This window comes from Alteromonas sp. ABE4_545, from assembly GCF_056161325.1.
Window position 1 is genome coordinate 51,121 of record NZ_JBSWYY010000009.1, and the last position, 15,363, is coordinate 66,483.

8 protein-coding genes are annotated in these 15,363 nt (G+C 47.0%); 4 read left to right on the plus strand and 4 right to left on the minus strand.

Going from position 1 to position 15,363, the window contains the following annotated elements; genetic code table 11:
• Positions 1–86 precede the first annotated feature (86 nt).
• From ACXAH6_RS10535 to ACXAH6_RS10545, 3 genes are all read right to left on the minus strand, one after another.
• Positions 87–2,405 carry a GH92 family glycosyl hydrolase gene (locus ACXAH6_RS10535; protein WP_474876630.1) on the minus strand — a complete coding sequence of 773 codons (2,319 nt, stop codon included), beginning with the start codon at positions 2,403–2,405 and terminating at the stop codon, positions 87–89.
• A gap of 55 nt (positions 2,406–2,460) precedes the next feature.
• Complete coding sequence (locus ACXAH6_RS10540) at positions 2,461–3,171, minus strand: FadR/GntR family transcriptional regulator (RefSeq protein WP_474876631.1); 711 nt, start codon at positions 3,169–3,171, stop codon at positions 2,461–2,463.
• A gap of 124 nt (positions 3,172–3,295) precedes the next feature.
• Positions 3,296–6,028, minus strand: coding sequence for a TonB-dependent receptor (locus ACXAH6_RS10545; protein ID WP_474876633.1), 2,733 nt, complete (start codon positions 6,026–6,028; stop codon positions 3,296–3,298).
• A gap of 331 nt (positions 6,029–6,359) precedes the next feature.
• Here ACXAH6_RS10545 and ACXAH6_RS10550 point away from each other — a divergent pair, with 331 nt between their 5' ends.
• The 4 genes from ACXAH6_RS10550 to ACXAH6_RS10565 are packed head-to-tail and all read left to right on the plus strand — an operon-like array spanning position 6,360 to position 12,991.
• Positions 6,360–7,595 (plus strand): sugar MFS transporter, encoded by a 1,236-nt coding sequence (locus ACXAH6_RS10550; RefSeq protein WP_474876634.1) that lies wholly within the window; start codon positions 6,360–6,362, stop codon positions 7,593–7,595.
• Between the two features lie 11 nt (positions 7,596–7,606).
• On the plus strand, positions 7,607–8,788 hold the full coding sequence (locus ACXAH6_RS10555) for an AGE family epimerase/isomerase (RefSeq protein WP_474876636.1): 1,182 nt from the start codon (positions 7,607–7,609) through the stop codon (positions 8,786–8,788).
• A 21-nt stretch (positions 8,789–8,809) separates the two neighbouring features.
• Positions 8,810–9,976 (plus strand): mannonate dehydratase, encoded by a 1,167-nt coding sequence (uxuA, locus tag ACXAH6_RS10560; RefSeq protein ID WP_474876637.1) that lies wholly within the window; start codon positions 8,810–8,812, stop codon positions 9,974–9,976.
• A gap of 27 nt (positions 9,977–10,003) precedes the next feature.
• Positions 10,004–12,991 carry a glycosyl hydrolase 115 family protein gene (locus ACXAH6_RS10565; RefSeq protein ID WP_474876638.1) on the plus strand — a complete coding sequence of 996 codons (2,988 nt, stop codon included), beginning with the start codon at positions 10,004–10,006 and terminating at the stop codon, positions 12,989–12,991.
• Positions 12,992–13,076: 85 nt separating this feature from the next.
• On the opposite strand, the gene katG is transcribed toward ACXAH6_RS10565, so the two are convergent.
• The gene (gene katG, locus ACXAH6_RS10570; protein ID WP_474876640.1) at positions 13,077–15,332 is read right to left on the minus strand and encodes a catalase/peroxidase HPI; all 2,256 of its coding nucleotides are present in this window, start codon (positions 15,330–15,332) and stop codon (positions 13,077–13,079) included.
• Positions 15,333–15,363 lie beyond the last annotated feature (31 nt).

The following is a 15,363-nucleotide window of genomic DNA, read 5'->3' on the forward strand; positions in this document are numbered from 1 at the left end:
CAAAACCAAACTACTCATCATTAAAGGGTAGTTTAAAAAGTGAACAATGCCGCTTGTGCATGTGAAAATGCGACTAATTGTTAAGATTACTCCTGAGACGTCGATGTCATTTCGAGCTTCAGCGTACCACCTTGGGTAATTTCACTGTGCGTCAGGTATCGGCGTTTAAGCGGCTCGCCGTTTAACCATGCTGCTTTAATGTACCGATTGTCGTCGCTGTTGTTCACGGTCTCAATCGTAAAGCTTTTGCCACTGTAATAACGCTCATCTAAAGCAATAGTAATACGGTTAAATATGGGGCTACCAATTTGGTACACCGGCCCCTGTCGCGCGCCACCATCGACTTGGAATAAACCGATTTTCATCAACACTGCAAGTGACCCCATCAAACCTTGGTCTTCATCGCCGTTGTAACCATGCTCGGGTGACAAGTTTTGATAAACCTGATTAACCACCTCGCGAGACCAGTATTGGGTTTTGCTTGGCTCACCGAGTTTATTAAAGATAAACGCGGTTTGAATTGAAGGTTGATTGCCGTAGTTGATAGGAATACGGCGGTACTCTTCGTGGGTTTCCTGAGCGTGCGCGGTACCCGAAGTAAATCCAAGTTTTCCAGCGGTTTCAAAGGCTTCGTTCAAACGTTTAGCCGCGACCTTCTCCCCACCCATCAAATCGGCAAGGCCAGCAATGTCGTGAGGTACATACCATGTCATTTGCGCAGCATTCGACTCAACAAAACCGTGGCGGTATTCGAATGGGTCAAAGTCGGCCTTCCACTCTCCATTCTCATCTTTCGGGCGCATGAAACCCGTCTCGACATCATAGATATTTTGATAATTGAGACTACGATTTTTCAGCCATTGTGCATCTTCATCAAGGCCAAGTTCTAGGGCGAGTTGCCCTAAGGTCCAGTCTTGATAGGCGTATTCAAGGGTTTGTCCTGCTCCATCGCGGTGGAACGCGTCGCTTTCAATTGGCAGCGGGTAAGGCACAAAACCCTGTTCCATGTAGTATTCTAATCCACCACCTACGGCGGTATCGTGTTCATAGCCTGCGTGGCTCATCATACCGCCGGGCAAGTGATTCTTTTTCAGCGCTTCATAGGCTTGCTGTGGGTCAAAGTCATGAATACCTTTTAAATAGGTACTAACTATAAAAGGCGTAGACGACGCCCCGGTCATGACGTAAGTGTAATTTCCGCCAGAAGGCCCTCTAGGCACGTAGCCGCCATCTTTTGCCATGGTGAGCATAGAGTTTGAAAAGTCAGATGCCACTTTGGGGTAGGCCAACGGCCACAAGGTTTGAATCGTCCATTGCGCGCCCCAGAATGAATCTGAGTTGTGGTGATTAAACTTGGGTTCGTGTTGCGCGTTTAATGGGAGTTGCTTGATTTGTCGCTCAGCGCTGGTTTGATCTGAGTAGCGGCCATCAACATCTGAGATAATGCGACGCCCCTGAAGCGCGTGGAACAAGTCGGTGTAAAAACGGCGGCGTACCTTTTCACTTCCGCCTTCTACTTGGATTTTGCCTAACCATTCATTCCATGTATCACGCGAAGCCGCCACGGTGGCATTGAAGTCCCACTCAGGTAACTCAGATTCCATGTTCTGCTTGGCACCATCCTCATCCACATAAGAAATAGCCACTTTCATTAGCACGTCATTGGTAGCGTCATCCAGTGTTAACAGGGCTGCTGTGTCATTGACGTCAAGCTTGGCAACAGGCTTATTTAGCTTGATATAGAAAAAGACCGGTGTTGGGCGAGGGCGTCGAATAGTGGGTGCATTAATCACAGAACCACTAAAGGTGGTTTCATCGATTTGAGTAAAGCTGCCTTTAGATAACGCCGAAGGACCAAATTGGCCCTGTAAGTCGAGCAATATTTGTTTTGGCCCAGCTTGGGTATATTCGTAGTGGTGAAAACCCACGCGTGTGGTGGCGGTTAACTCAGCATTAATGCCATAGCGCTCAAGCACGAGTGAATGATAACCAGCGGCGACGCTTTCTTTGTCGTGGCTAAACGCCGAAAAATAGTCGTTTTCTATGTCCGCGAGTGGGCGCTGTTGAGATACAGGCAGTACAGATAAACCAGACAACTGCCAAGCGTGAACATGGTTGAACCCTTTTACTTCTTCTGTGTGATATCGGTAACCGCTGCCCCATGCGCCGTCAATTTCAGTATCGGGGCTAAGGTTCACCATGCCGAAGGGGCGTGTTGCTGAATTAAAGTAAAACCAGCGTGAGTTAGCTGAATCTAACCAAGGCCATACCGCATCAACAGGGGCAAGTTGTTCACTGACCGCTTGTTGTACTGAAACCGGTGCTTCAACTTTATTCGATTCTCCACAGCCAGCTAGCGCCGCACTGACAAGTAACGCTGGAACAGCGCAATGCGTTAATCGCATGTCATTCTCCACGAAGGTTGCGATCACTCACGCCGATACTTTAAGCGTTAGGAAACTAGTCGTCGTTTAAGGTGCACTCTGAGAACTCATTGATGACTCGCTGAATATGGGCTCTCATTGCTTGTCTTGCGCGATTTTCGTCTCTGTTTTGTAATGCTTCTATAATCAGGTGATGATCTTCAATTATTGGTGACGCACCACGACTGCGAATTAGCGTGTCGAAGGTGGTATTCATTTCAGACCGATTACGCAGCGACCACAACCAACAGATGATCTCGTAGATACTTGAGTTTCTGGTTGATTGTGCGATCAGCTCATGAAAACTTCGGTCATAACTGTGTGTTTCTGCTAAATCCTGACTCTCAAGATTTTGCATTTTCTTTTGAAACACTTTTAACTGATGAATTTCCTGATGGGTAATACGCTGAGAGGCTAAAGCGGCAGCTTCTGACTCGAAATACAAACGGGCTTCAAGAATTTCAAATGGGCCGGGTAGGTTGTCTTCAATGTTGAGTTCATTGCGGCCAGATTCAGCGATGACATACACACCCGAACCCGAACGAATTTCCACAATACCACTCACTTCTAACGCAATCATCGCCTCGCGAATAGTTGGGCGGCTGACATTGAAGGTTTCCGCAAGTTTGCGTTCTGCCGGCAGTTTTTCACCGACACGTAGACTACCCTGACTTATCATCTCCAGAATTTGTTCGGCGATTTGCAAGTAAAGACGCTTGCTCGATAAATCATTAATTTGAAATTGCATGAATGTTGTTTTTATCAGAACCTGTTAATACTTACACTTTAGCGTGTTACTGCTCAGGTGGTCAATTTACATGACCAAATAAAAATAGTGGTTACCAAAAAAGGTAACCACCTAAACACAGCTATTAGAAGCTGTAGGTCACACCCATGAAGTAGGTTGAACCAAAGGTCGCGATAGACTGCAAACGTGCCTTCTCGAAACGTGTTCCACGCTCGTAATCGCCGTTCACGTTAATCCCTTCTAGCGACACTTTTACGCCGTTTTCAAACTCGTAAGACATAGAAATATCCACTTGCTTTCTGGCGTCGAGTAGGCTGCCTGGGTTAGGCACAAGCGCACTACTATCACCGTAGTTTTCGCCCGTTTTAGAACCGTCATTCAATGAGTATTCGCTGCGATAGTTCATCGCGATACGAATGGCGAAACCACCGTTTTCATAGTAACCAATAAGGTTAGCTGTGCGCTCTGATGAACCAAGTAGCGGTTGCTCTTCTTGTGGGTTATCTGCGTCGAGCAAGGTATAGTTGGCAATCATACCCAAGCCGTTAAATGGTGCAGGTAGGAAGTCAAACGACTGGTTGTACGCAAGTTCAATACCGTTGATCTTCAATACGCCGTCGGTAGCGCGGTTACGAGTGATGTTATAAATGTAGCCGTCTGTACCGCGACATTCACCGGTTGCTGAGTCATAAGACACATCCGCCAACTGGAAATCACCTGGACATACAGCTTCTGAAATAACTTGGTTCTTCACGTCTTTTCTAAAATAAGCCAAGGTCAACGCGCTTGACTCATTGAAGTACCATTCAGCACTCAAGTCATACTGATTTGCTGTTAATGCAGGAAGGTCGAAAGAGCCTTCTGATACATTCACAATAATATCAGTGCCATTATCTTGGGTTGCAATCTCGCGTCCGAAGCTCGCGGTTTCACCAATAATTGGGCGTACTAGCACTTTACCCGCAGCGGCACGAATTACGATGTCATCGGTTAAATCATACGCTAGGTTTAAACTTGGTAACCAGTTGTCGTAATCAAAGCTGTTTGATGACGGCTCGGCAGAGTCGCCACCAATGTCTGTGAATGCGCCAGTAGTAACTTGAATACCGCCATCATAGGTCACGGTGTCTACCGTACGGTCGGTTTTTGCGTAACGCATACCAATGTTACCGCGCAGGTAGTCGTTGCCGAAGTCGAGCTGGGCGTAAAGGTTAGTAATGTTGCGGTCGATTTGGAAGAACCCTGCTTCTTGGAAGTTAGGCTCAATGGTCAAACCTGACTCATCAAAGGCTTTTAGGTAAGCGTCAACATCGGGCAATACATAGTTCAAGTTCAAGCCAGAGAATTCACCACCAGTAAAGTTCTTAACGGTATAACTGGCTTCTGCCACAGTTGGGAAAGGCGCAGTATAAATATCGTCGTCGCGGAAGTTGCGGTCATAACGTGTACTTTCAGTATCTAGCGTTTGTCTGCGGTGTTTGGCACCAAACTTCACGGCTTTGAAGAAATCGCTTTCAAGGTAATAGTTGAAATCAACCTGCGCAGCGAGTTCGTCAGTGTCGTAGGTTTGCACTTTACCTGAAATGTCATTCCGGAACAGGTTGTCCAACGCCCATGAGTTCGGATCTGATACTGGGTTCAGCCCGTTAGACGTGAACACAGGGTTATTGGAATCCATGTCGACTTCAAGGTCAGAACGAATACCCAATACGATTGCGCGCTCAACAATATCAATACTACCAGCGGTATAATGCAGTGCACTGTTCATCGTGAGCTTGTCTGAAATCATCCATTCAGAAGTACCAGTTACCGCGTAGCTGGTGCGTTCTTCTGTTTGACGGGTGTGGTTGGCTTCAACGCGGATGTTTTCAGCAAGAATGTGGTCAACGGTGTTGTCAGTTTGACCTAAAAACGTCAGCGTTGGTTCTGGATCGCCACCACTAAATAGCGGCACTAGCTGTTGGAAGTAGATCTTACGTTCGTCTTGGGCAAGAATACCTGTCAGGCCAAATTCGAGGGTGTCACTGGCAACATATTGAATTGCGGTGTTCAGCAAGTAGCGTTGGGTGTTGCCGTCTTCACGGCGCAAACGAGGGCGGTTTGTGCGCTCTAGCGGAATGCCATTTTCTGCATAATCACTTTCACCATCACCGTCTGCGTCAACATCAGCGAATCGTTGGCTGTACATGAGATCATAACGGGTATCGAGTTCTTGATAACCGAAGTTTACCAATACACCTAGGTTGTCATTAAACTGGTCAATATAGGTAAAACTTGCTCCAGGCGTGGTACTGCTGCGATCTTCTGAGTAGTTTGCTTCTACTTTCGCTAGCATTTTGCGCTCTGAATAGTTGAGTGGTTTGGCTGTGCCTATGTTCACCGCACCAGACAGACCACCTTCATCCATAGATGCACTGGGAGTTTTGAAAACTTGAATTTCTGAAGCGAGTTCCGATTGCACAATATCAAAGCGGAAACCACCGTCAAATTGTGCACTGGCGAACGCTTGACCGTTCAGGGTTGTTGCTGCGTATTCGGGGCCTAGACCTCGAATACTGATCAACGCACCGCGTCCGTTAGAACGCTGAATTTGAATACCGGCAATACGTTGAATCGATTCGGCGATATTCTCATCCGGAAAGCTTGAAATGTCGTCGGCAGAAATGGCGTCAGAAACACCTACTTCATAACGCTTCATCGACAATGCTTTTGTGACACTAGAACGAATCCCTTTAACTTCTATCACTTCAGGATCTTGTGAGCTTGTTTCTTGCGCGAGCACCGTAATTGGTAATGCCAGTGCTAAAGCAGTGGCTAACGGTGTGAGTTTGCGTTGGGCCCCAAATCGGTTTTTCATGCTGTCTCTCCCAGTCTTATGAATAATTGGTAAGGCCGGATCAGTATAATCACAAGAAAATGGTTTTAACAACTAAATTTTTACAAAAAATAAACGAAGGTTACACCCTGTAAACCTAATTAACTTATTCGATTATGTTGAAGGTGGCGCTGTTGTTACTGGGCGTTGCGTGATCGGTGACATTAATAATTCCTTTTAATACAGTGTGTTGTTTTTATTTTTTGTTTTGTTCACCCCCTTTGTTGCAATGTTAATGGTCTTCAATTACTCTTTGTAAAGTGGCCTTACCAAAATATATAATGCTACCTAATTGTGAACATAAAGGTGACCAATGAATACAGTCAGTAATACACAAGCCTCAATAGTGAAGTCTCACTCGCCATTATTAGCGATGAGTGCGTTGTTTTTTTTCTGGGGCTTTCTGACAAGCTTGAATGATGTCTTGATCCCTCACCTTAAAAGTGCGTTTTCACTGAATTACACCCAAGCCATGTTGGTGCAATTTGCTTTTTTCGGCGCTTACTTCCTTATTTCTCTGCCTGCCGGCAAGTTAATTAGTCGCTTGGGCTTTAAAGCCGGCATTATCGCGGGTTTATTAACCACAGCGGTGGGTTGTGTATTGTTTTACCCCGCTGCAGAAGTGAAGTTGTATGTGTTTTTCTTAGGGGGGCTATTTGTTCTCGCCAGCGGAATTACGATATTACAAGTGACGGCAAACCCCTATGTAGCAGCGCTGGGTGATGAAAAAAGCGCATCAAGTCGACTGAATTTTTGTCAGGGGTTGAACTCGGTGGGGCACACAGTGGCCCCCTTCTTTGGTGGTGCATTAATCATTGGTGCGAGTCAGCTCGACGGGCCTGCTAATCCAGAGTCGGTACAAATTCCTTACTTGTTGATTGCGTTAGCGCTGGTTGTGGTGGCGATTGCATTTAAGCGCTTCCCTCTACCTAAAATTGCCGCAGAGGCCGAGCAACCTGCAAGCCTGCAAGGAGAGGCTGTGAAAAAGCTCACGGCTCATCTTCATCTTGTTTTGGGGGCCGTGGCGATATTTTTGTATGTCGGTGCTGAAGTGTCGATCGGCAGCTTTTTGATTAACTTTTTAAGTAGCGATGATATCGCTGGTCTTACTCATAAAGATGCGGCGAGTTATTTAGGGCTTTATTGGGGCGCTGCTATGGTCGGGCGTTTTGCTGGTGCTTACATCATGCAGTACATCAAAGCATCTTCTGCGCTCACATTTAACGCACTTGCAGCTATTGTTTTATTAGTGGTTGTTATGTCAGCCAGTGGCAGTGTCGCCATGTGGGCCGTGGTATTAATTGGTCTGTGTAACTCTATCATGTTCCCGACTATTTTCTCACTAGGGATTCGTGGTTTAGGCGGCGCGACGGCCGAGGGTGCGGGCCTGTTGTGTTTGGCTATTGTCGGCGGTGCGATTTTGCCCGTTATCCAAGGCGTTGTAGCCGACACCCTGAGTATTCAGATGAGCTTTATCGTGCCGTTGGCTAGCTATGGGTTTGTCACTTGGTATGCACAAAAAGGCAGTAAGCTGCCAAATGAACAATAGAGAGTTGGGTTATGTTGGATTGTAAAAACAAACAAGCATTAACGTCACATATTCAAGACATACTGGCGTTTTACGCGCCGAACTTGTTGGATGAAGTGAACGGTGGGTTTCACCAAAACTATTACGACAATGGTGACGTATTCGACCTCGGTAAAAAGCATCTGGTCAGCTCTACTCGGATGATCTTCAACTACTGCAAAGCCTATCAGCATTTTCAACGTGAAGAAGATCTCAAACGCGTTGAACACGGTTTGGCGTACTTGCTCACTCGGCATTGGGATGCAGATCGACAAGCGTACAACTGGTTTTTAGATGCTAATACACCAGTGGACCAAACCAACCATGCTTACGGATTAGCTTTTGTGATCCTTGCGCTTGCGACCTGTGTGAAAACAGGCCTTAAACAAGCTGAGGCGCCTTTGTACCAAGCGTGGGACATACTCAACGAGCGATTTTGGCAAGAGTCAGATGGTTGCTATGCCGATGAAGCCTCACCAGATTGGTCAACGCTAGGTACGTATCGCGGCCAGAATGCCAATATGCATTGCTGTGAAGCTCTATTAATTGCCTTTGATGCAACCCAAGACGAGGCGTTCTTAACACGTGCTTATACACTGGCAAAAACCTTTGCGGTAGACAAAGCAGCACAGACTCAAGGCCTTATTTGGGAACACTACCATGCTGATATGTCGATTGACTGGGAGTACAACAAAGACGACCCCAAAAATCTGTATCGTCCGTGGGGCTTCCAACCCGGTCACCAAACGGAGTGGACTAAATTACTGTTAATTTTACATCGCCATCAGCCCGAAAGCTGGATGGTGGAAAGAGCGCAAGCCCTATTTGATAGTGCCTTGTCACTGTGTTGGGACGAGGAAAACGGCGGTATTTTTTACGGCCATGCTCCAGACGGCGAAATTTGCGACAGTGACAAATATTTCTGGGTACAAGCCGAGTCGTTAGCTGCGGCAGCGTTGTTAGCGAAAGCAACGGGCAATGAAGCTTATTGGCAATGGTACGAAAAAATTTGGGCGTATTGCTGGAACGCCATGATTGACCACACATACGGCAGTTGGTACCGCGTACTCACGGCGGACAACAAGCCTTACAGCAACGAGAAAAGCCTGGCTGGCGCGAAGTGTGATTATCACACCCAAGGCGCGCTCTGGGAAATTATCGAACAGGCATTATAACTTTTATAAGAGTAACTATTTATGATTGAAACGTGGAGATGGTTTGGTCCTGATGACACCATTACCCTAGAAAAAATTAAACAGGCCGGCGCGACCGGGATAGTCACTTCATTGCACGATGTTGCGACTGGCGAAGCCTGGGAACTTGACCGCGTTAAAGCGCGTAAAACCATGATCGAAGAAGCAGGCTTGGCCTGGGACGTGATTGAGAGTATTCCTGTTCACAACGATATTAAAAGCCGCACTGGTGATTACGCCCGTATGATAGAGAACTACAAGACTTCTCTTCGCAATGTTGGCGCAGCCGGTGTGACCACGGTTTGCTATAACTTTATGCCAGTGGTGGATTGGACACGTACTAACCTCAACTATCAATTGCCCGATAAAACTTACGCCCTTCGTTTTGAATACTCAGACTTTGCGGCGTACGACGTGTACATCATGCAACGGGAAGGGGCAGAAAAGGATTATCCAGAAAGCTTACTCGCCAAAGCTAAAGCGCGCTTAGATGTTATGTCTGAAGAAGAAAAAGCCTTGCTTGAGCAGAATATTATTGCCGGCTTGCCGGGTGGTGAAGGGTCTTATGATCGCGCCAGTATCAAAGCCACCATTCAATCTTTTATCGACCTTGGTGAAGACGGCTTGCGCAACAACTTGTTTGCGTTTCTTGCAGAAGTGGTCCCCGTTGCCGAAGAAGCGGGTGTAAAACTGTGTATTCACCCTGATGATCCACCGTTCTCTTTATTTGGTTTACCTCGTGTTGTATCAACCCAAGATGACGCGCAGCGTTTGTTGGATGCCGTACCCAGTGAAGCAAATGGGCTAACCATGTGTGCAGGTTCATACGGTGCCCGAGGCGACAACGACTTGGTGCAAATGGTGAATACATTCGGCAACCGCATTTACTTTGTGCATTTGCGCAATGTTAAACGCGAAGAAGATGGGTCGTTTTACGAGTCGGCTCACCTCGACGGTGACAATGACATGGTTGGCTTGATTCAAGCACTATTGCGTTGTGAAAAAGACTTTCAGTGCAAAATACCAATGCGCCCTGACCACGGCCATTTATTGGCAGATGAGCAAGGCAAAGACGGTATTAAACCCGGCTATTCTTATCTTGGTCGCTTGAAGGGCTTGGCTGAATTGCGTGGTGTAATTAGCGCGGTATCGTATATTCAATCTCGTTAATAGTATTTTCTGCAAGGAGTAAGCGCAGTGGCAGTGTGGTGGAAACCCAAAGGGTGGGTGATCGTAATTTTATGTAGTGTTGGCCTGAGTGTGCAAAGTGGGGCCGCGCCTTTTTCTTTGGTTGGGGAAAAAGGCGTAGCCACGCTCTTTGTTGATGAGTCAGATGCAACAGTTGTACACAAAGCTGCGGGTATGCTAGCGGGTGATGTGGCGGCGATAAGCGGCCACAAGTTGTTACTCGCGTCACATTTTAATTCGGTTCCTCACACTGCAATTATTGCGGGAACCTTAGGTCAGAGCGCCTTGATCGATCGGTTGATCGAGCAAGGCGACATTGACCCATCTTCAATTCAAGGTCAGTGGGAACGCTATCAAATTTGGTTGAAGCCTATTGCCGCTCTTGGCGATAAACCGGCGTTAGTTATTGTGGGCAGTGACCGACGCGGTACTGCCTATGGTTTACTGTCATTGTCACGTCAGCTTGGCGTGTCTCCGTGGGAATGGTGGGCCGATGTCACGCCCGCTACGCAGTTCCCTTTGTCTGTTGATGTAAAAGCATCCGCATCATCATCACCGAGTGTGAAGTACCGTGGTATCTTCCTCAATGATGAAGATTGGGGCTTACAGATTTGGGCGGCAAAAAACTATGAGCCGGAAATCGGCGATATAGGGTCAAAAACTTACGCCCGCGTATTTGAGCTTTTACTGCGTTTGCGCGCCAATACTATTTGGCCTGCCATGCATAAAACCACCACGCCGTTTTATCAAATACCCGAGAACAAGCAAGTCGCCGATGATTACGGCATTGTAGTTGGTACCTCCCATGCAGAGCCCATGTTGTCGAACATCAATGGTGAGTGGAATAAACAGGCTATGGGGCAATATCGCTACGACACTAATGCTGCAGCGGTAAAGCAGTTTTTTAGCAAGCGTATTGAGGAAACCCAAGACTTCGAAAGCATTTATACCGTCGCAATGCGTGGTGAGCACGATTCGCCAATGATCATGCGCGACAGTTCTATGGCTGACCAAGTGGCGCTGCTCGATAAGGTGATCACTGATCAAAGAGAGTTGTTGTCGTCCATCACCGGCGAAGAAGCCGATGCCATTCCGCAAGCTTTTGTGCCTTACAAAGAAGTATTAACGTACTATCAAAACGGCCTCGAAGTACCCGATGACATCACGTTAATGTGGACCGATGATAATTATGGTTATCTGCGTCAACTCAGCAGCCCTGAAGAACAAAAACGCGCAGGTGGGGCGGGTATTTATTATCACACGTCTTACTGGGGGCGTCCTCATGATTACCTGTGGTTAAATTCGACTAATCCTGTTTTAATGTGGCAAGAAATTACTAAAGCGTGGGATCTCAACGCCCGTGAACAATGGGTGTTGAATGTCGGAGATATTAAGCCACACGAATACAATACCGAATTGTTTATGGACATTGCGTGGCAGCGAGACCAATTTAACTCTGCGGATGATGTTTACACGCAAATGGCGGGGTATTTTGCTCGTGATCTATCGGCACAAGCATCGGCCAGATTGGTCGCTATGTTCAAGCAGTATTTTCACTTGGTGTATCAACGCCGTCCTGAGTTTATGGCATGGAGCCATGTTGAGCCTGTGTCATTGCCTCAGCCCAGCGAACTAACACAAACTCATTACGGTGATGAAGTGAGCACACTTATCACCCAGTGGCAGGCGTTGATCAAGGAAGTGGAAACCTTACAACCGCAAATTGATAAAACCCGCCAAGATGCGTTTTACCAGTTGGCTTATTACCCCATTGTTGCTGCTGGGAATATGAGCCTGAAATGGCTTTATCACTATAAAAATGCCTTTTCCGCAGCCCAAGGTCGAGGTGATGCTAACTGGTATGCGGAACAAATGGCATCAAGTTATCAAACCATCCAAGACATTACCCGTTACTACAATACCGAGGTAGCAAATGGTAAGTGGCAGCATATCATGTCGGCGTCTCCGCGCTACTTGCCTGTGTTTGATATGCCTTCTTCAGCGCAGCCCCATCGCGAGCAGAAGCAGGCAGTAGGTTTTGTGTTAGAAGGCTTTGATATGCCGGCTAATTCGCATATCACCAATAGCCATGCCCGCACCTTACCTGTGTTTAACGCTTTTAGTCGCAAGCCACGTTTTATTGATATTTATTTGAATGGCGATAAAGCGAGTGAGTGGACTATTTCGCCTCAACAGCCTTGGATTTCACTGTCTAAGACAAAGGGGACATTAACTAAATCCCACCCTCATGAGCGTGTTTGGGTTGATATCGAGTGGGACAAAGTGCCTACTGGCGAAGCCTTGAAAGAGCCGCCGCTAGGGCATGATCACCAACTCATCCCTCCTTCATTTAAAGTGCCTGGCAGACTTGTATTTGCTAATGAGGGTTTTCAAACAGACATTAGTTTAAATGTGTTTAATCCGGATATTCCGGTGTTGAAGACCTTTGATGGTTTTGTCGAAGACTTGGGGTATGTGGTGATGCATGCTGAGCACTTCCAGCGCCAATCGGGTTTATCTGAACGTCGTTGGCAGATAATTGAGGAGCTCGGTTACAGTGGCAGTGTGATGCAGGCAGTGCCCGTTACGGTTGACTCTCTATCTGTGTCGCCGTTATCTCTTGAGGGGCCTGCACTAGAGTACGACTTTTATACCTTTAACCAGGGCATGGCTGAAGTGAGTGTCAATGTAGTGCCGACACACCCTATGTTTGCTGGGCGTGGAGTACGTGTTGCTGTGGTTGTTGATGACAACAAGCCGGAAGTTCTGGATTTTCGTACCCAAGGTCGTAGCGAAACTTGGAAGCAAAACGTGTTGAAAAACCAAGCTAGCGCGTCGATTCAACAGCTGATAGATAAGCCGGGTAAGCACACGTTAAAAGTATTTATGATTGATGCAGGTGTGATGCTGGATTCTATTTTGGTTGACCTAGGTGGGAAAAAACCAAGTTATGCATTGCCTTCCGAAACGGGTAATGCGGTACTTCACCATGAATGATCATGGGGTTGTTTAACCTGCAAAAATAAAAATACCCCGCGATTGCGGGGTATTTTTTTAGACGTTTTTAAAACGTTCGTTCACCTTACAGCAGGTCGAAACGGTCGTTTTGCATCACTTTAGTCCATGCGGCTACGAAGTCTGTAACGAACTTCTCTTTCGCATCTTCAGACGCGTACACTTCAGCAATCGCACGCAACTCAGAGTTTGAACCAAAGATTAAGTCTACTGGCGTAGCTGTCCACTTCTGCTTACCGCTAGCGCGGTCTACACCGATGTAAACGCCGTCAGTGTCAGACTTTTTCCATTCGGTAGACATGTCTAGCAAATTAACAAAGAAGTCATTGCTCAACTCGCCAGGCTGGTCGGTGAATACACCGTGTTCACTGCCTTTGTAGTTAGCGCCAATTGAACGCATACCACCAAGTAATGCAGTCATTTCTGGTACAGATAAGTTAAGTAAGTCTGCACGCTCAACTAGCATTTCAGTTGGGCCCCAGAATGCATCTTCAGAGTAGTAGTTACGGAATGCATCAGCTTTTGGCTCCAAGAACGCAAATGATTCAACATCTGTCATTTCTTGGCTTGCATCCATACGACCTGGTACAAATGGTACGGTAACTTTGTAACCAGCATCTGCCGCTGCTTTTTCAACTGCTGCTGCACCTGCAAGTACAATGGTGTCGGCAAGAGAAATCTTCTTGCTTGAAGACTTTTTATTAAAGTCTTTTTGAATTTTCTCTAGCTTAAGTAGTACTTTAGACACTTCTGCTGGGTTGTTAACAGCCCATTCGTTTTGAGGTGCTAAACGAAGACGTGCACCGTTTGCACCACCACGCATGTCTGTGCCACGGTAGCTGGCTGCAGAAGCCCATGCCACGCGAACTAATTCCTGTACGCTCAAACCTGAATCCAAAATAGTGGCTTTCAGTTTTTTCACGTCTTTAGCGCTAACCAATTTGTGGTTTACTTCAGGAATGTAGTCCTGCCACAACAACACTTCTTCTGGTACTTCTTCGCCTAAGTAACGAGCGCGAGGACCAAGGTCACGGTGGTTAAGTTTGAACCAAGCTTTTGCGAAAGCGAGTTCGTACTCTTCAGGGTTATTCATAAAGCGTTCTGCAATAGCGCGGAACTTAGGATCTTCTTTGATCGCAATATCAGTGGTAAACATCATAGGTGCATGACGTTTGCCTTCAACGTGCGCGTCGGGCACCATGTTGTTAGCCGCTTCAGTGTCTGGTTTCCACTGTGTTGCACCAGCAGGGCTCTTAGTAATTACCCAGTTGAAGCTAAACAAGTTAGTGAGGTAGTTAATTGACCACTGCGTTGGTGTCACTGTCCAAGCGCCTTCAAGACCGCTGGTCATGGTGTCTTCTGAGTGACCCTTACCACACTTGTTCTTCCAGCCAATACCTTGGTTTTCAGTGGCAGAAGCCGCTGGTTCTTTGTCTAGGCAGTCTGCCTTTTTGGCGCCGTGTGCTTTACCGAATGTGTGACCACCAGCAACAAGTGCAACGATCTCTTCGTCATTCATAGCCATACGGCCAAACGACAAACGCATGTCTTCAGCAGCTAGCAATGGATCAGGATTACCGTGTGGGCCTTCTGGGTTAACGTAAATCAAACCCATTTCAACAGCAGCAAGTGGGCCTTTTAATTTGCCTTTCTTGTCACGACGTTGGTCGGTAAGCATTTTCGTTTCTGGTCCCCAGTATACATAATCTGGTTCCCAATCATCTTCACGGCCACCGGCGTAACCGAAGGTTTTGAAGCCCATTGACTCAAGCGCCACGTTACCAGTAAGTGCCATTAAGTCAGCCCAAGAGATCTTGCGACCGTATTTTTGCTTAATGGGCCAAAGCAAACGACGGGCTTTGTCTAGGTTAGCGTTGTCAGGCCAGCTGTTTAGCGGGTCAAAACGCTGTTGGCCACCGCCTGCACCACCGCGTCCGTCAACAACGCGATATGTTCCTGCTGCGTGCCATGCCATACGGATAAAGAAAGGTGCATAAGTGCCCCAATCCGCAGGCCACCAAGCTTGAGAGTCGGTGAGCTTTGCAGCGATGTCTTTTTTCACTTCTTGCAGATCAAGAGTCAGGAACTCTTTGCGATAATCAAAATCTTCATCAAAAGGATTTGATTCTTCGCCGTGAGCACGAAGTGCACTGAGGTCCAATTGTTCTGGCCACCAGAATTTGTTCGATCTTGGCGCGTTTTCCAGAGAAGACGGGCTGGTTACTGTCTTGGGTGTCTCTTTAGCAGAGAGGGTTGAAGTCACCAACATTGGTGACAAGGCCAATGCAACAGCTGTTACTAGAGGCAGTTTTTTGTTTCGCATGATTTATTGTCCTTCGGCAAACTTTTAACAA

Coding starts and splice junctions, on each gene's coding strand:
- ACXAH6_RS10535 (WP_474876630.1), bottom strand. CDS start 2,405: ATGCGATTAACGCATTGCGCTGTTCCAGCGTTACTTGTCAGTGCGGCG.
- ACXAH6_RS10540 (WP_474876631.1), bottom strand. CDS start 3,171: ATGCAATTTCAAATTAATGATTTATCGAGCAAGCGTCTTTACTTGCAA.
- ACXAH6_RS10545 (WP_474876633.1), bottom strand. CDS start 6,028: ATGAAAAACCGATTTGGGGCCCAACGCAAACTCACACCGTTAGCCACT.
- ACXAH6_RS10550 (WP_474876634.1), top strand. CDS start 6,360: ATGAATACAGTCAGTAATACACAAGCCTCAATAGTGAAGTCTCACTCG.
- ACXAH6_RS10555 (WP_474876636.1), top strand. CDS start 7,607: ATGTTGGATTGTAAAAACAAACAAGCATTAACGTCACATATTCAAGAC.
- uxuA (WP_474876637.1), top strand. CDS start 8,810: ATGATTGAAACGTGGAGATGGTTTGGTCCTGATGACACCATTACCCTA.
- katG (WP_474876640.1), bottom strand. CDS start 15,332: ATGCGAAACAAAAAACTGCCTCTAGTAACAGCTGTTGCATTGGCCTTG.